The organism is Kitasatospora mediocidica KCTC 9733 (assembly GCF_000744225.1).
Classification (GTDB): domain Bacteria; phylum Actinomycetota; class Actinomycetes; order Streptomycetales; family Streptomycetaceae; genus Kitasatospora; species Kitasatospora mediocidica.
The window spans coordinates 128,141-146,038 of sequence record NZ_JQLN01000005.1; the positions used below are offsets into that span (position 1 = coordinate 128,141).

General features: G+C 67.2%; 8 protein-coding genes and 3 rRNA genes. 4 read left to right on the top strand and 7 right to left on the bottom strand.

Annotated features, from left to right (window positions below; genetic code table 11):
- The first annotated feature begins 259 nt into the window (after positions 1 to 259).
- From BS80_RS14735 to BS80_RS14745, 3 genes are all read left to right on the top strand, one after another.
- Positions 260 to 2,863, top strand: coding sequence for a SpoIIE family protein phosphatase (locus tag BS80_RS14735; protein ID WP_232246493.1), 2,604 nt, complete (start codon positions 260 to 262; stop codon positions 2,861 to 2,863).
- A 392-nt stretch (positions 2,864 to 3,255) separates the two neighbouring features.
- Complete coding sequence (locus BS80_RS14740; RefSeq protein ID WP_035797700.1) at positions 3,256 to 3,822, top strand: acetate uptake transporter; 567 nt, start codon at positions 3,256 to 3,258, stop codon at positions 3,820 to 3,822.
- Positions 3,823 to 3,969: 147 nt separating this feature from the next.
- On the top strand, positions 3,970 to 5,193 hold the full coding sequence (locus BS80_RS14745) for an IS4 family transposase (protein ID WP_051966434.1): 1,224 nt from the start codon (positions 3,970 to 3,972) through the stop codon (positions 5,191 to 5,193).
- 174 nt (positions 5,194 to 5,367) lie between these two features.
- Here BS80_RS14745 and BS80_RS14750 read toward each other — a convergent pair whose 3' ends face one another.
- The 7 genes from BS80_RS14750 to BS80_RS14780 all read right to left on the bottom strand — a co-directional run bounded on the left by BS80_RS14750 (position 5,368) and on the right by BS80_RS14780 (position 15,994).
- Positions 5,368 to 6,222, bottom strand: coding sequence for a phosphatase PAP2 family protein (locus tag BS80_RS14750; RefSeq protein WP_063771988.1), 855 nt, complete (start codon positions 6,220 to 6,222; stop codon positions 5,368 to 5,370).
- A gap of 116 nt (positions 6,223 to 6,338) precedes the next feature.
- Positions 6,339 to 6,455: ribosomal RNA gene (gene rrf / locus BS80_RS14755) — 5S ribosomal RNA — on the bottom strand.
- A gap of 84 nt (positions 6,456 to 6,539) precedes the next feature.
- Positions 6,540 to 9,660, bottom strand: a 23S ribosomal RNA gene (locus BS80_RS14760).
- Positions 9,661 to 9,942: 282 nt separating this feature from the next.
- Positions 9,943 to 11,464: ribosomal RNA gene (locus tag BS80_RS14765) — 16S ribosomal RNA — on the bottom strand.
- The 16S, 23S and 5S rRNA genes sit together here, the layout of an rRNA operon.
- Positions 11,465 to 12,154: 690 nt before the next feature.
- Entirely contained in the window at positions 12,155 to 13,693 is a 1,539-nt protein-coding gene (locus BS80_RS14770; protein WP_035797704.1) for a CoA-acylating methylmalonate-semialdehyde dehydrogenase, read from the bottom strand.
- A 202-nt stretch (positions 13,694 to 13,895) separates the two neighbouring features.
- Positions 13,896 to 14,357 (bottom strand): hypothetical protein, encoded by a 462-nt coding sequence (locus tag BS80_RS14775; protein ID WP_035797710.1) that lies wholly within the window; start codon positions 14,355 to 14,357, stop codon positions 13,896 to 13,898.
- A 116-nt stretch (positions 14,358 to 14,473) separates the two neighbouring features.
- Positions 14,474 to 15,994, bottom strand: coding sequence for a gamma-aminobutyraldehyde dehydrogenase (locus BS80_RS14780; RefSeq protein WP_035797711.1), 1,521 nt, complete (start codon positions 15,992 to 15,994; stop codon positions 14,474 to 14,476).
- Positions 15,995 to 16,216: 222 nt separating this feature from the next.
- On the opposite strand from BS80_RS14780, the gene BS80_RS14785 reads away from it, so the two are divergent.
- Positions 16,217 to 17,878 carry a PucR family transcriptional regulator gene (locus BS80_RS14785; RefSeq protein WP_035797712.1) on the top strand — a complete coding sequence of 554 codons (1,662 nt, stop codon included), beginning with the start codon at positions 16,217 to 16,219 and terminating at the stop codon, positions 17,876 to 17,878.
- Positions 17,879 to 17,898 lie beyond the last annotated feature (20 nt).

A 17,898-nucleotide genomic window follows, 5' to 3' on the forward strand; every position in this document is an offset into this window, starting at 1 on the left:
CCTCCCACACATCGCGACTGGCTTCCGTACGCCTGCGCAGCGGTACGGAGTACTGCGGATCCCCCAGTCTGACAGCACCGACCGACCGAGTAGGCCCGCTTACCAAGGCTTTCCACGGGTGCGCTCACCGTATGGTGGGCAGAATCACCCTCTGGAGCCTGTTTCGGCGCCCCTTGCCCCCGGGGAAACCTCGCGGAAAGTAGGGTGGAGCGCTGCACCTCGCCCTGGCCTGAATCCACCGGGACCCGCTCCCGCGCCGGTGAACCCCAGGTGCCGGGCAGTCGTACCCGAACCAGAGGAGAAGTCGCCCGTGGTCACCGCGCGCGCAGCCGCCACCTTCGACCCGGACGGCCGGTCGGCCTCCGCCGCGCGCCGCTTCGTCCGCGACGCGCTGCTGGGCTGGGGGCTGCCCGAGGTCGTCGACGACGCGGTCGTCCTGGTCAGTGAACTGGTCACCAACGCGGTCGTCCACGCCGGAACGGCCGCGGAGGTGAGCTGTCTGCGCGAGGAGGACTCGGTGCAGATCGGCGTCACCGACCGGCACCCCGAGCGCGGCCTGCCGGCCTTCTCCGAATCGGCCGTCGAAGCCGCCGCCTCCGAGCACTTCGCCGACGCCGAGGGTGAGGGCGGGCGCGGTCTGCTGATGTGCTCGGCGCTCTCCAGCCGCTGGGGCGTGGAGTACACCGCCGGGCAGAAGACCGTCTGGTTCCGCCTGCCACTGCAGCGCAGCACGCCCGGCACCCGCTACGCCCTGCCGCAGGCGCCCGGCGAGGTGCTGCCGAGCACCGACGGCCCGGTGCTGGTCGCGGTGGTCCAGGTCGACGGCGAGGGCCTCGTGCGCTCCTGGAACGCCGACGCCGAGGGACTCTTCCAACACCCCGCCGATCAGGTGCTCGGCGCGCCCTGGGCGGAGCGGGTGGTCTGGCCGCAGCCGGCCGGGACGGGCGCCGGACTGGCCGAGACGCTGCGGCTGGCCCGCTGGGAGGGCAGCTTCGCGGTGCGCCGGGCCGACCACCGGGCCATCGAGGTCTACGGCTCCCAGGTCCGGGTGCTGGACGCCACCGGCACGCCGTCCACGCTCTGCCTGATGGTCCGTGAGCGCGACCGGGCCGTGCTCTGCGCTCCGCTGACGAGCGGTCCGCCCGGGCCGGCCACCGCCGCCGTCGAGCCGCTGGACCTGCTCGCGGACGGCGTCCGGGCCGACGACCTGGGCGCCCTGCTCCAGCGCACCGTCGAGCGGACCCGTGACCTGCTGGACGGCGACGCGGCCTACCTGCTGCTGACCACCGAGGACGAGAGCGAGTTCGAGGTCCGCGCCTCCACCGGACTGCCCGCACACCGCCAGCGCTTCGCCAAGATCCCGGTCGAGGGCGCGCACGGACGCTACGACTCGGCCCGGCTGCCGGCCGTCCACGAGGACCTGGACATCCGACCGGGCGCCGTCCCGCTGCTGGTCGGCACCGGACTGCGCTCACTGATCACCGTGCCGCTCAAGGTCGAGGGCCGGCTGACCGGCTCGCTGGGAGTGGCCTCCAGCCGGCCCCACCACTACGACAACGACCAGGCGCTGCGCCTGCAGTTCGCCGCCGACCGGATCGCGCTGACCGTGGAGAACGCCCGGCTGGCCGAGTTGGAACGGCTGCGGCGCGGCTCGCTCTCCTTCCTGGTCGAGGCCTCCGACCTGCTGGCCGGCACCCTGGAACACGAGCAGACGCTCGCCCTGATGGCCCAGATGGCCGTCCCGACCCTGGCCGCCTGGTGCGCGGTGTACACCACCGCCGAGCAGAGCCGGACCGCCCACCTCGCCTTCGTCCTGCACGAGGACGAGGAGCGGATCGACGGCCTGCGGGCGCTGCTGGAGCGGACCGTCGCGCCGGAGGCCGTCGCGACGCCCGGCGCCACCGGCTGGTCGGGCCCGGCGCAGGCCGTGACCCCCGCCGATCCGGCCGGACTCATCGGCGAGACCTACGTGCTGCCGCTCTCCGCCCGCAACCGGGTGATCGGGCTGCTGGTGCTCGGCTCCTCGGCCGGCGTGCGGTTCCGCCAGGAGATCCTGGAACTCGCCGAGGACCTCTCCCGCCGGGCGGCGCTGGCCCTGGACAACTCGCGGCTCTACTCGGAGCGCAACGCCACCAGCCAGGCGCTGCAGCGCAGTCTGCTGCCGCCGGAGCTGCCGAAGATCCCGGGCGTCGAGGTGGAGGTCTTCTACCAGGCAGCCGGCGAGGGCAACGAGGTCGGCGGTGACTTCTACGACCTCTTCTCGATCCGCGAGGGCACCTACGGCTTCGCGATCGGCGACGTCTGCGGCACCGGTCCGGAGGCCGCCTCGGTCACCGGACTGGCGCGCCACTCACTGCGCCTGCTCGCCCGCGAGGGCCTGGACGCCCCGCAGGTGCTGACCCGGCTCAACGCGGCGATCCTCGACGAGGGCAGCCGCAGCCGCTTCCTCACCCTGCTGTACGGCGAGTTGACGCCCCGCCCGGACGGCAGCATCGAGCTCAGCCTGGTCTGCGCCGGGCACCCGCTGCCGCTGCGGTTGCGGGTGGACGGACAGGTCGAGGCGGCCGCGACGCCGCAGCCGCTGCTGGGCGTCCTGGAGGACCTGGAGCTGACTACCGAGAAGGTGGTGCTGGAGCCCGGCGAGGTCCTGCTCTGTGTGACCGACGGGGTGACCGAGCGCCGGGAGGGCCAGCGGATGCTCGGCGAGGACGGCCTCGCCGAGGTGCTCACCGGCTGCACCGGCCTGACCGCGGGCGCCGTCGCGGCCAGGGTCCAGCGGGCCGTCGAGCGCTTCGCGCCGGAGCCGCCGTCGGACGACATGGCGATCATCGCGCTGCGGGTGCCGCTCCAGCGCCGGGGCTGACAGCGTTGACCGGGGCGACCGGGGTGATCGGGCTGGCGCTCGGTCAGTTCGGGCGGGTGTGACAGTTCTGATCGTCACTCAGCTGACAAACGAACAATTTCCACGATTCACAAGGGTACAAGCGACTGCGAGCCGGGTAGAACCCAGCTGACCGGGAAGTCACCCCCGGCGAGCCCAGTCCCAGCAGCTGAGCTGCGGGGACACCCATCGGCCACCGCCTCCCACGCCCTCCCGCAGGGCGCCCGCGGCCCAGCCACAGCGACGGTTGTCGTACCCGCCGCCGCCTCCGCACCCTCTCTCCCCCACACACGCGAATCCACGCGCCCACGGCGGCCACGGCTGCCCGGGCGCTCACCTCGTCATGACCCCACACAGCGTGAAAGGAGCCTCCGGTGAGCAATGACGCTTCCGGGGCCGACGCCCGAACCGCCTCACTCGACGCGGGTCCTCTCGGTTACCTCGCACTCGGCCTGACCCTTCTCTCCTACGGCCTGCTCCAGACCGGCATCCTCAGCAACACCAACGTCGGCCACGCCGCAGGCCTCGCCCACTTCGTGGGCGGCGTCACCCTGTTCATCGCCGGCCTGTGGCAGTTCCGCTCCGGTGACAGCTTCGGCGGGACCGCCTTCGCCGGGCTGGGTGCGTTCTGGGTCACCTGGGCCGCCGGCATGGGATCGGCCGCCGGGAAGAACGCGACCGGTCTCTTCCTGCTCGTCTGGACCCTGCTGGCCCTCACGCTCGCGGCCGCGAGCTGGCACTCCGGCCTGTTCAGCCGGGGCGTCTACGGCCTGCTGACGCTCTCCCTGCTGGTCGCCGCGATCGGCACGTTCGCGAGCTCGGGCGGCCTGGTCAAGGCCGCCGGCTGGCTGGCCGCGGTCGCCGGGGCCATCAGCTGGTACTGGGCCACCGCGACCCTGACCAACAGCGGTTGGGGCCGGGCGGCGCTGCCGATGAAGTGATCACCTGAACGAAGGTGAGCACGAACGCCGGTGGGCGGGGTCTCGACGCAGACCCCGCCCACCGGCTGTTTCTCCCGCTAGGCCGTGTCAGACACGGCCTAGGGCCAATGCCGGTGACTTTGGGCTTCCGGTCTCGTTGGTTGTGGTGTGGCGAGGGTGGGGCAGGTCAAGTTGCCTGCGGGTGAGCGGTTGTCGGATCGGATTGCGATCGGGGTGTTGACCCAGGCGTTTCCGCCGGGTTTGGTCGATGAGGTGATCGCCGAGACTGGGCGGGTCGAGAAGCGCAGTCGGCTGCTGCCGGCGCGGGTGGTCGTGTACTTCGTGTTGGCGATGTGCCTGTTCTTCGGGCAGGGCTATGAGGAGGTCGCGCGGCTGCTGGGCGAAGGCCTCGGGGACGGGCGGCGGTCGTGGAGAGTGCCGACGACCGCTGCGATCGGCCGGGCCCGTCGCAGGCTGGGCCCGGAGCCCTTGCGGTTGCTGTTCGCGCGGGTGTGCCGTCCGCTGGCCGTGTCCGGGACGGCGGGTGCCTGGTACCGGCGCTGGCAACTGGTAGCCGTGGACGGCACCACGCTGGACCTGGCCGACACCGAAGCCAACGACGAGTTCTTCGGCCGTCCGGGGTCCGGGCGTGGGGTGGGCGCGTTCCCGCAGGCCAGGCTGGTGGGACTGGCCGAGTGCGGCACCCATGCGGTGTTCGGCGCCGCGCTGGGACCGTTGTCGGCCAGCGAGCAGACGCTCTCCCGGCAGCTGTTTGCCCATCTTCGGGCGGGGATGCTGCTGCTGGCCGACCGGGGCTTCTACGGCTTCGAGCTGTGGCAGCAGGCACGGGCTAGCGGCGCGGACCTCCTGTGGCGGGTGCGCAAGAACGCGGCCCTGCCAATCGTGCGGGTCCTTGGCGACGGCTCTTACCTCAGCGAGGTCTTCGCCGAGCAGGACAGGAGGACCCGCCGCGACCCGGTGACCGTGCGGGTCGTCGAGTACACCCTGGCCCGCACCGGCGACACCACCGTCTACCGGCTGCTTACGACCCTCCTCGACCCGAAGGAGGCACCGGCCGTCGAACTGGCCGCGCTCTATGCCCAGCGCTGGGAGATCGAGACCACGCTGGACGAGATCAAGACCCACCAGCGCGGCCCCAGGCTCGTCCTGCGCTCGAAGTACCCGTGGGGCGTCGAGCAGGAGATCTACGGCCTCCTCCTCGTCCATCACGCCATCCGGCAGTTGATGCACCAGGCTGCCCTGCGCGAGGGCCTGGACCCCGACCGTCTGTCGTTCACCCGCAGCCTGCGTGTTGTGCGCCGCCAAGTCCCCACCCAGGCGGCGCTTTCCCCCCGGCAGACTCGCCAGCGCACTGATCCGCACCCTGGCTGAGATCACCGAACGCCTGCTACCCGAACGGCGTCAACGAGCCTGCCCGCGCGTCATCAAACGCAAGATGTCCAACTGGCCCCTCAAACGCGCCCACCACCGCAACTGCCCACCACCACAACCAGCAACACCCACCATCACCAAGCACGGCCCGACCTAAAGTCACCGGCATTGGGCCTAGGGCCTGAACGCCGCTGACTGCTTCTCGCGCTGGTGCGTCGCCGCATCCCCTGGGCCACCGGACGTCCCCCGGCTGCGCGCCCGCGCCCAGGCGTACTGCGCGGCGTACGCCAACAGCAGCAGCAGGACGGCGACCAGGCCGTCCGCCCAGAAGTGGTTCGCCGTCACCACCACGACGGCGACGGTCAGGACGGGGTGCACCAGGATCAGCCAGCGCCACGGCGTCCGCGCCACCTTGATCACCGCGATCGCCACCAGCACGCACCAGGCCACGTGGACGGACGGCATCGCCGACAGCTCGTCGGCGTGGATGCCGCCGAAGCCCGCCGTGTAGACGGACTGGCCGTACTGCGCGGCCACGTCGACGAAACCGCTGCCCGGCAGCAGGCGGGGTGGGGCGACCGGGATGAACTGGATCAGCAGGCAGGCCGCCGTGACCAGGACGACCGTGGTCCGCACCCACGCGTACCGCGCGCGGTGCCGCAGGAACACCCAGGCCAGCAGGGCGATCATGGCAGCGAAGTGCATGCTCGCGTAGTAGTAGTTGGCCAGCCTGACCAGGATCGGGTAGGGCGTGACCGCCCGCTGCCAGGAGGTCTCGTCCGGCAGGCCGAATCGCAGCTCGGTGCGATGAATCCATTCGGCGCGGTCCAGCGCGTGATCCGTGCTCATCAGCGAGAGCTGGCCGACGAGCTGCCAGAGCGCGAACAACGCGAGCAGCGTGCCGGCCTCCCGCAGAACCGCCACCACAGTGCGGCGGGACGGCGAGACACGGTGGACGGCGTAGGAGGCACCGAGGAGCACCGCGGCCGTACCGCCGGCTCCCTGGTACGAAAGGGTCAGATTCTGCAACGCCCTGTGCCTCTCCGCGGTGCTGACGTGCTGACGTGCTGGAGAGCAGATTAGCCCCTGAACGCAGATAAGCCCCCACCCGGAACCCGGGTGAGGGCTTATCTTTATCAAAATTTGTTCGGCGGCGTCCTACTCTCCCACAGGGTCCCCCCTGCAGTACCATCGGCGCTGTGAGGCTTAGCTTCCGGGTTCGGAATGTAACCGGGCGTTTCCCTCACGCTATGACCACCGAAACACTATGAAACTGTCAACCGCACCACCCCATGGCCACGGGGTGGGGTCGTTGTTTCAGAACAACACAGTGGACGCGAGCAACTGAGGACAAGCCCTCGGCCTATTAGTACCGGTCAGCTCCACCCATTACTGGGCTTCCACATCCGGCCTATCAACCCAGTCGTCTACTGGGAGCCTTACCCTCTCAAGGAGGTGGGAATACTCATCTCGAAGCAGGCTTCCCGCTTAGATGCTTTCAGCGGTTATCCCTCCCGAACGTAGCCAACCAGCCATGCCCTTGGCAGGACAACTGGCACACCAGAGGTTCGTCCGTCCCGGTCCTCTCGTACTAGGGACAGCCCTTCTCAATATTCCTACGCGCACAGCGGATAGGGACCGAACTGTCTCACGACGTTCTAAACCCAGCTCGCGTACCGCTTTAATGGGCGAACAGCCCAACCCTTGGGACCTACTCCAGCCCCAGGATGCGACGAGCCGACATCGAGGTGCCAAACCATCCCGTCGATATGGACTCTTGGGGAAGATCAGCCTGTTATCCCCGGGGTACCTTTTATCCGTTGAGCGACGGCGCTTCCACAAGCCACCGCCGGATCACTAGTCCCTGCTTTCGCACCTGCTCGACCCGTCGGTCTCACAGTCAAGCTCCCTTGTGCACTTACACTCAACACCTGATTGCCAACCAGGCTGAGGGAACCTTTGGGCGCCTCCGTTACTCTTTAGGAGGCAACCGCCCCAGTTAAACTACCCACCAGACACTGTCCCTGATCCGGATCACGGACCTAGGTTAGACATCCAGCACGACCAGAGTGGTATTTCAACGTCGACTCCACGACAACTGGCGTTGCCGCTTCACAGTCTCCCACCTATCCTACACAAGCCGAACCGAACACCAATATCAAGCTATAGTAAAGGTCCCGGGGTCTTTCCGTCCTGCTGCGCGAAACGAGCATCTTTACTCGTAATGCAATTTCACCGGGCCTATGGTTGAGACAGTCGAGAAGTCGTTACGCCATTCGTGCAGGTCGGAACTTACCCGACAAGGAATTTCGCTACCTTAGGATGGTTATAGTTACCACCGCCGTTTACTGGCGCTTAAGTTCTCAGCTTCGCCACGACGAATCATGACTAACCGGTCCCCTTAACGTTCCAGCACCGGGCAGGCGTCAGTCCGTATACATCGCCTTACGGCTTCGCACGGACCTGTGTTTTTAGTAAACAGTCGCTTCTCGCTGGTCTCTGCGGCCACCCCCAGCTCAGGAAGTAAATCCCATCACCAGGCGTGGCCCCCCTTCTCCCGAAGTTACGGGGGCATTTTGCCGAGTTCCTTAACCATAGTTCACCCGAACGCCTCGGTATTCTCTACCTGACCACCTGAGTCGGTTTGGGGTACGGGCCGCCATGAAACTCGCTAGAGGCTTTTCTCGACAGCATAGGATCATCCACTTCACCACAATCGGCTCGGCATCAGGTCTCAGCCTCAATGAGTGACGGATTTGCCTATCACTCGGCCTACACCCTTACCCCGGGACAACCACCGCCCGGGCTGGACTACCTTCCTGCGTCACCCCATCGCTCACCTACTACCCTGTTGGGTCAGCGGCTCCACCACGTCCCTTCGTCCGAAGACTCCAGGCCGGCTTCGCGGCTTTAGCATTCAGAGGTTCGACGTTGGCGCTTCAAAGCGGGTACGGGAATATCAACCCGTTGTCCATCGACTACGCCTGTCGGCCTCGCCTTAGGTCCCGACTTACCCTGGGCAGATCAGCTTGACCCAGGAACCCTTGGTCAATCGGCGCAAGAGTTTCCCACTCTTGTATCGCTACTCATGCCTGCATTCTCACTCGTGAACCGTCCACAACTGGATTCCTCCGCTGCTTCACCCGGCACACGACGCTCCCCTACCCATCACAGCCCCCGTTGGGAGTATTGCTGCAATGACACGACTTCGGTGGTGTGCTTGAGCCCCGCTACATTGTCGGCGCGGAATCACTTGACCAGTGAGCTATTACGCACTCTTTCAAGGATGGCTGCTTCTAAGCCAACCTCCTGGTTGTCTGTGCGACTCCACATCCTTTCCCACTTAGCACACGCTTAGGGACCTTAGTCGGTGTTCTGGGCTGTTTCCCTCTCGACCATGGAGCTTATCCCCCACAGTCTCACTGCCACGCTCTCACTTACCGGCATTCGGAGTTTGGCTAAGGTCAGTAACCCGGTGAGGCCCATCGCCTATCCAGTGCTCTACCTCCGGCAAGAAACACGTGACGCTGCACCTAAATGCATTTCGGGGAGAACCAGCTATCACGGAGTTTGATTGGCCTTTCACCCCTAACCACAGGTCATCCCCCAGGTTTTCAACCCTGGTGGGTTCGGTCCTCCACGAAGTCTTACCTCCGCTTCAACCTGCCCATGGCTAGATCACTCCGCTTCGGGTCTTGGGCATGCAACTCAACCGCCCTATTCGGACTCGCTTTCGCTACGGCTACCCCACACGGGTTAACCTCGCTACACACCGCAAACTCGCAGGCTCATTCTTCAAAAGGCACGCAGTCACGAGACACACAGCAAGCTGGTGTCCGACGCTCCCACGGCTTGTAGGCACACGGTTTCAGGTACTATTTCACTCCGCTCCCGCGGTACTTTTCACCATTCCCTCACGGTACTATCCGCTATCGGTCACTAGGGAATATTTAGGCTTAGCGGGTGGTCCCGCCAGATTCACACGGAATTTCTCGGGCTCCGTGCTACTTGGGAGAAGCTCAAGTGAGCCGTACAGATTTCGTCTACGGGGGTCTTACCCTCTACGCCGGACCTTTCGCATGTCCTTCGACTACCCATACGGTTTCTGACTCACCCAGCCGCCGGCAGACGACTGAAGAACTTTCCCACGACCCCGCATTGGCAACCCCTGCCGGGTATCACACCAATACGGTTTAGCCTCATCCGGTTTCGCTCGCCACTACTCCCGGAATCACGGTTGTTTTCTCTTCCTGAGGGTACTGAGATGTTTCACTTCCCCTCGTTCCCTCCACATACCCTATGTGTTCAGGTATGGGTGACAGCCCATGACGACTGCCGGGTTTCCCCATTCGGAAACCCCCGGATCAAAGCCTGGTTGACGGCTCCCCGGGGACTATCGTGGCCTCCCACGTCCTTCATCGGTTCCTAGTGCCAAGGCATCCACCGTGCGCCCTTAAAAACTTGGCCACAGATGCTCGCGTCCACTGTGCAGTTCTCAAACAACGACCAGACACCCACCTACACAACCCCAAAAATGAGGCAATGTCCGTGGGACCGGCTCCAGAGGTACCAGCCATACGGCCGTTCCCTCAGGACCCAACAACGTGCCCGACACACCCGACCTCCACCGCGTTCCACGCCCCGAAGGACAGTACTAACGACTTCAACCGTGTGTGCCGAATAGTCAACGTTCCACCCATGAGCAACCAACCCGGGACATTCGCCCAGGTCTGGCTATGTGCTCCTTAGAAAGGAGGTGATCCAGCCGCACCTTCCGGTACGGCTACCTTGTTACGACTTCGTCCCAATCGCTGGTCCCACCTTCGACGGCTCCTCCCCTTACGGGTTAGGCCACCGGCTTCGGGTGTTACCGACTTTCGTGACGTGACGGGCGGTGTGTACAAGGCCCGGGAACGTATTCACCGCAGCATGCTGATCTGCGATTACTAGCAACTCCAACTTCATGGGGTCGAGTTGCAGACCCCAATCCGAACTGAGGCCGGCTTTTTGGGATTCGCTCCGCCTCGCGGCATCGCAGCCCTTTGTACCGACCATTGTAGCACGTGTGCAGCCCAAGACATAAGGGGCATGATGATTTGACGTCGTCCCCACCTTCCTCCGAGTTGACCCCGGCAGTCTCCTGTGAGTCCCCATCACCCCGAAAGGCATGCTGGCAACACAGAACAAGGGTTGCGCTCGTTGCGGGACTTAACCCAACATCTCACGACACGAGCTGACGACAACCATGCACCACCTGTATACCGACCACAAGGGGGCGACCATCTCTGGCCGTTTCCGGTATATGTCAAGCCTTGGTAAGGTTCTTCGCGTTGCGTCGAATTAAGCCACATGCTCCGCTGCTTGTGCGGGCCCCCGTCAATTCCTTTGAGTTTTAGCCTTGCGGCCGTACTCCCCAGGCGGGGAACTTAATGCGTTAGCTGCGGCACCGACGACGTGGAATGTCGCCAACACCTAGTTCCCACCGTTTACGGCGTGGACTACCAGGGTATCTAATCCTGTTCGCTCCCCACGCTTTCGCTCCTCAGCGTCAGTAATGGCCCAGAGATCCGCCTTCGCCACCGGTGTTCCTCCTGATATCTGCGCATTTCACCGCTACACCAGGAATTCCGATCTCCCCTACCACACTCTAGCCTGCCCGTATCGAATGCAGACCCGGGGTTAAGCCCCGGGCTTTCACATCCGACGTGACAAGCCGCCTACGAGCTCTTTACGCCCAATAATTCCGGACAACGCTCGCACCCTACGTATTACCGCGGCTGCTGGCACGTAGTTAGCCGGTGCTTCTTCTGCAGGTACCGTCACTTGCGCTTCTTCCCTGCTGAAAGAGGTTTACGACCCGAAGGCCTTCATCCCTCACGCGGCGTCGCTGCATCAGGCTTTCGCCCATTGTGCAATATTCCCCACTGCTGCCTCCCGTAGGAGTCTGGGCCGTGTCTCAGTCCCAGTGTGGCCGGTCGCCCTCTCAGGCCGGCTACCCGTCGTCGCCTTGGTAGGCCATTACCCCACCAACAAGCTGATAGGCCGCGGGATCATCCTGCACCGCCGGAGCTTTCCACCCACCCCCATGCGAGGACAGGTCATATCCGGTATTAGACCTCGTTTCCAAGGCTTGTCCCAGAGTGCAGGGCAGATTTCCCACGTGTTACTCACCCGTTCGCCACTAATCCACCCGAAGGCTTCATCGTTCGACTTGCATGTGTTAAGCACGCCGCCAGCGTTCGTCCTGAGCCAGGATCAAACTCTCCGTGAATGTCTGCCCGTAATCGGGCTCAACACCCGCGTTGAGCGGCACGACAACCACCGGAATAGGGTGGCTACGTGCACTGCGTCCTCGCTGTGTCTTACTTCAAAAGGAATCTCCAACCCCGATCAAAGACCGAGGCCGGGGATGTCAACATATCTGGCGTTGACTTTTGGCACGCTGTTGAGTTCTCAAGGAACGGACACTGTCTTCAAGCCGCTCTCGCAAGCTCTCCGAGTATTCGTTTCAATATTACTGCGTTTCGTTCTGCATTCAGCTTATCAGATCCGCCGTTCGGCGTTTCCCACTCGCTTTCCTGCCGCAGTGCCTCCGACCCTAGCAGGTCTTCCGCACCACTTGGCCTCAAGTGCCCTTCGCCGTAACCGACCTGACGGCCTGTCCGACGTGTTGAACTTTAGCCCAGCCCCGCCCCGAAAGGCGAATCCGACCCCACTCACCTAAATACCGGCACAGCAAAACAGCACCCCTGCGACGGTGCGCAAAAAGGAGAATGTATTGCCGGGAAGTGGTGTTTCAGGAGAGTGGCCGCCCCGGGACCGTCCGCGCCGATGCGTGTCCGGTGCTCCCTGCCGAGCGACTAGGGAACACTACGCCCTGACGGGGGACGATGCAAACGCGGCCGGCCCGCCTGCGCAGACGTGCTGCGGGCGGGCCGGCCGTTTCGAGCGGCAGGAGGGATCAACTGTTGGTCGGGAAGCCCAGGTTGATGCCGCCGTGCGACGGGTCGAGCCAGCGCTGCGTGACGGCCTTGCCCCGGGTGAAGAACTGCACGCCGTCCGGACCGTAGGCGTGAGCGTCGCCGAACAGCGAGGCCTTCCAGCCGCCGAAGGAGTAGTAGGCGACCGGCACCGGGATCGGCACATTGATACCGACCATGCCGACCTCTACCTCCTGCTGGAAGCGCCGCGCCGCGCCGCCGTCGTTGGTGAAGATGGCGGTCCCGTTGCCGTACGGGTTGGCGTTGATGAGCTCCAGGCCCTCCTCGTAGGAGGAGACCCGGACCACCGAGAGAATCGGGCCGAAGATCTCGTCGTTGTAGACGGACATGCCCGGCTTCACCTGGTCGAAGAGCGTCGGGCCGAGCCAGAAGCCGTCCGTCGTGACGTCGCCGTCGGTGTCCGTCTCGGTGATCGGGTGCTTGCGGCCGTCCACGGCCAGTTCCGCACCATCCGCGATGCCGGACTCGACGTAGGAGGTCACCTTGTCCCGGTGCTGGCCGGTGACCAGCGGGCCCATCTCGGAGTCGCCGTTGCAGCCGGGGCCGACCTTCAGCTCGGCCATCCGCTGCTTGATCTTCTCGACCAGCTCGTCGCCGATCGGGTCGACCGCCACCAGGACCGAGACCGCCATGCAGCGCTCGCCGGCCGCGCCGAAGCCGGCGTTGATCGCGGCGTCGGCGCTCAGGTCGAGGTCGGCGTCCGGCAGCACCAGCATGTGGTTCTTGGCGCCGCCCAGCGCCTGCACGCGCTTGCCGTAGCGGGTGCCGGTCTCGTAGACGTAGCGGGCGATCGGCGTCGAGCCGACGAAGCTGATCGACTTGACGTCGGGGTGCTCCAGCAGGCGGTCCACCGCGACCTTGTCACCGTGCACGACGTTGAAGACGCCGTCCGGGAGACCGGCGTCCTTCCACATCTGCGCGATGAAGTTCGCCGCGGACGGGTCCTTCTCGGAGGGCTTGAGGATCACCGTGTTGCCTGCCGCGATCGCCAGCGGGAAGAACCACATCGGCACCATGGCAGGGAAGTTGAACGGCGAGATGATCGCGACCGGGCCGAGCGGCTGACGGATCGAGTACACGTCGATGCCGGTGGACGCCTGCGCGGTGAAGCCGCCCTTGATCAGCTGCGGGATCCCGCAGGCGTACTCCACGACCTCCTGGCCACGGGCCAGTTCGCCGAGCGCGTCCGAGTGCACCTTGCCGTGCTCGGACACGATGATCGAGGCCAGCTCGTCCTTGCGGGCGTTGAACAGCTCGCGGAAGGCGAAGAGTACCGAGGTGCGCTTGGCGATCGAGGCGTTGCGCCACTCGGCGAAGGCGGAGACCGCCGCGCTGACGGCCTGGTCCACCTCCGCGATGCCGGCGAAGTCGACCTGGCCGGAGATCCGCCCGGTGGCCGGGTCGTAGATGTCACCGCGGCGGGGTGCGACACCCGCGGTCGCAACCGGCGCACCGTTGATCCAGTGGGTGCAGTGCTTGTTCGTGGTGGGCTTGCTCAAGGTCGTCTGCCTCCGAAGTTCCCGGGCGGCTCAGCTGCCCGCCGGACCCTTGTGCGGCGCCACCCGGGCTCTGTGCCGGGCGACGGGGATCACGGCGCTACCGCGCTCTTCTCCCAGTCTGCGCGCCCCGGTGCCCCGGCTCAACGAGCACACTGCTGGAGATACCCCGGTTGGCCTTACAGCTCGTACCCTCTGCCGCTGCTCACGGATGCTCCCGCGGTCCGCCGAGCCCGCCGGCCGCCTCGTGCAGCGCGAGTTCCAGCAGGACGGGGTCGTTGAGCGCACCCGAGCCGTCCGGCGGGACCAGCCAGTGCAGGCCCCGCCCCCGGCGGGCCGGGTGCGGCACCAGGACCCAGGTGCCCTCGCCCGCGCCGCGCACGCCCGTCCCCACCCACCAGGCGGCCGTGCCGACCGGGACGAAGAACCCGACGGTCCCGTCGCCCGGATCGACCAGCACCGGCCCGCGGCCGCCGAGCAGCTGCCCCAGCACCCCGAGAGCGGGGTGCCCGAGCGGCCCGGGGACCAGCAGCACGTCCCAGAGCCGACCGGCCGGCAGCAGCGCCACGCCCAGCCCGCTGCGGTCCCACTCCCGTCGGCAGGCCTCCGGGTCCGGTGCCGCTGCCGACAGCCACTCCACGGCGGTGGCGGGTCCGGTGCTCTCCATGGCTCGTCCTCTGCTCGCGCGACGCGGCGGGCATCGAAGCCGCCGTCCACTGGGAGAGAGCGCTGAGCTGGGGTTCTCTTACACGCTTCCGGTCCGCCGGTCCTGCGCCGCGGCCGTCAGTCGCGGTCGCCGAAGACGGTGCGGTGCCAGTCCTTGCGCGCGACCGCCGTGATGTCGTACATGACGTGCTTGACCTGCGTGTACTCGTCGAGCGAGTACTGCGACATGTCCTTGCCGAAGCCGGAGGACTTGTACCCGCCGTGCGGCATCTCGCTGATGATCGGGATGTGGTCGTTGATCCAGACGCACCCGGCGGCGATCTCCCGGGTCGCCCGCAGTGAGCGCTGGATGTCGCGGGTCCAGGCCGAGGCGGCGAGGCCGTACGGCGTGTCGTTGGCCAGCCGCAGGCCCTCGTCGTCGGAGTCGAACGGCAGCACCACCAGCACCGGCCCGAAGATCTCGCCCTGCACCACCTCGCTGTCCTGGGCGATGTCGGTGATCAGCGTGGGCCGGTAGTACGCGCCGCGGGTCAGGTCGGTGCCGTCGTGGCCGACCGTCCCGGTCTCGCCGCCGGTGACCACCCGCGCGCCGTAGCCGCGGGCGCGCTCGACGAAGCCGGCCACCCGGTCGCGGTGGGTGAAGGAGACCAGCGGGCCCAGGTCGGTCCGCGGGTTCAGCGGGTCGCCGAGCCGGACGGCCGCGAACAGCTCGGCCACCCCGGCCACGAAGGCCTCGTAGAGCGGACGCTGCACGTAGGCGCGGGTCGCGGCGGTGCAGTCCTGGCCGCTGTTGATCAGTGAGCCGGCCACCGCGCCGTGCACGGCGGCGTCCAGGTCCGCGTCCTCGAAGACCACGAACGGGGCCTTGCCTCCGAGCTCCAGGTGGGTCCGCTTGACGGTCGCGGTGGCCAGCTCGGCGACCCGCTTGCCGACCGGGGTGGAGCCGGTGAACGAGACCATCGAGACGCCCGGGTGCGAGACCAGATGCTCGCCCGCCGTGCGCCCGGCGCCGGTGACGACGTTGACCACGCCGTCGGGGATGCCGGCCTCGGTACAGGCCCGGGCGAACATCAGCGAGGTCAGCGGGGTCAGCTCGGCAGGCTTGAGCACGATGGTGTTGCCGGCCGCGATGGCCGGCAGGATCTTCCAGGCCGCCATCTGGAGCGGGTAGTTCCACGGCGAGATCGAGCCGACCACGCCGATCGGCTCGCGGCGCACGTAGGACGTGTGGTCACCCGAGTACTCGCCGGCGGCCTTGCCCTCCAGGTTGCGGGCGGCGCCGGCGAAGAAGGCGGTGTTGTCGATCGTGCCGGGCACGTCGAACTCGGTCGAGAGCTTGATCGGCTTGCCGGTCTGCGCGGTCTCCACCCGGGCGAAGTCCTCGGCGTGGTCGGCCAGGATCGCGCTCAGCCGCAGCAGCGCCTCCGAGCGGCTGCCGGGGGTGGCCCGCGACCACTCGGGAAGCGCCGCGCCGGCGGCGGCCACCGCCGCGTCGACGTCCGCCGTCGACGCCAGCCGTACCCGCTCGACGGTGCTGCCGTCCGCCGGGTTGACCACGTCGAAGGGCTCGCTGCCGGAACCACCGGTCTGCTTTCCCGCGATGTACTGTGCGCCGTCCGTGAAGCTGGTCAGATCCATTGTTCGGTTCTCCTCCGCGTGCCCATGCCGCCCATTCCAACCGCTCCGGCTCGCCGACCATGCCCGCTCACCGACAAACCGGACAAGACTCACTCCGCCAGCCGATCCGCCAAGGGCCTTACAGAGTGCCAACGGCCTGGCCGGGCAACAGGTCGTCGCCAGGATGCATGATTCACCTGACACTTTGCTCCCCCGCTCCCCCACAGCCAGGAGGCCGTAGCCGTGCTCCCCACCGTCGCCCGCGTGCTCGATCTCGACGTGATGCGGCGTGGCCTGCCACAGGTGGTCGCCGGCGCGGACCAGCTGGAGCGCCTGGTGCGCTGGGTGCACGTCAGCGAGCTGCACGACGTGGCCGGCGTGCTGCAGGGCGGTGAGCTGGTGCTCACCACCGGTATCGCGCTGCCCGAGGACCGGGACGGCCTCGCCCGCTACGTCCGGGAACTGGTGGAGGTCGGCGCGGCCGGCCTGGTGGTGGAGTTCGGCCGCCGCTACTTCGACTCGCTGCCCCGGGCCCTGGTGCACGCCGCCGAGCAGCGCGGCCTGCCGGTCATCGTGCTCCGCCGCGAACTGCGCTTCGTCGCGATCACCGAGGCCGTGCACGCGCTGGTGGTCAACGCCCAGCTGGAGCAGCTGCGCGCCTCCGAGGCGGTGCACCAGGTCTTCAACGAGCTGGCCGTGGAGGGCGCCGAGCCGAGCGAGGTGCTGCGGCAGATCGCCCGGATGGCCGGCGCCCCGGTCGTCCTGGAGAACCTCAGCCACCAGGTGCTGGCCCACGATTCGGCGGGCAGCCCGGAGAACGAACTGCTGGAGGACTGGGAGCGCCGCTCGCGCGGCGTGCGGCCGACCGGACGGACCGGCTACGACCCGCGCAGCGGCTGGCTGGTGACCACGGTGGGAGCGCGCGGGCAGGACTGGGGGCGCCTGGTCCTGGTGAACGAGCCGGGCGGGCGCGCCGACAACGGGCAGGAAGGACCGCTCGCGATGCTGCTGGAGCGCGGCGCGGCCACCCTCGCGCTGAACCGGCTGCTGGTCCGCGACCGGGAGAGCCTGGAGCGCCAGACCCACCGCACACTGCTCTCCGGCATCCTGACGCACGCCCTGACGGTCTCCGAAGTCGCGCTGCGGGCCCAGGCGTTGGGCGTGCCGCTGGAGGGCCGCCGACTGGTCGGCGTGGTGCTGCGGCAACGCGGCGGCCTGATCCCGGCCGCACTGGAGGCGCAGTCCCGACTGCGGGACTTCACCGAACTCGCCGCCACCGCCGCCCGCTCCTGCCGCCTCGCCGCGCTGGTCGGCGCGCTCGACGACGACGGCGTCGGCCTGCTGATCGCCCTCGGCTCGCAGCAGGACGAGCACGCGGCCCTCGAAGGCTTCGCCGCCGCGCTGCGCAAGCTGTCGGCCGACAGCGGCAAGGAGGCGCCGTCGCGTGAGGTCGCGGAGCCGGTGATCGCGGTGGGCTCCTCGGTGGGCTCGGTGCGCGACGCCCGGCGCACCCTGATGGAGGCCACCCAGGTGGCCGACGCCGCGCTGCACGACGCGCCGGGCACCCGGGCCGCCTCGTACTACCGTCTGCCGGACGTCCGACTGCGCGGCCTGCTGCACCTGTTGCGCGAGGACGCCCGTCTGCAGACCTACGTGGAGCGCGAGTTGGGACCGCTGCTGGCACACGACGCCGAGCACGGCTCGCAGTTGGTGCCGCTGCTGCGGGTCTACCTGGAGCAGGGCAGGAACAAGTCGGCCGCGGCAGACGCGGCGCATCTGTCGCGGCCCTCGTTCTACGACCGGCTGCACAAGGTGGAACGGATCCTGGCCGTGGACCTGGACCAGGTGGAGTCCTGCCTGTCCCTGCACGTGGCCCTGCTCGCGCTGGACGCCGTCCGGCGCTGAGCAGGGCCGTGCCCCCGGGG

Coding starts and splice junctions, on each gene's coding strand:
- BS80_RS14775 (WP_035797710.1), bottom strand. CDS start 14,357: ATGGAGAGCACCGGACCCGCCACCGCCGTGGAGTGGCTGTCGGCAGCG.
- BS80_RS14780 (WP_035797711.1), bottom strand. CDS start 15,994: ATGGATCTGACCAGCTTCACGGACGGCGCACAGTACATCGCGGGAAAG.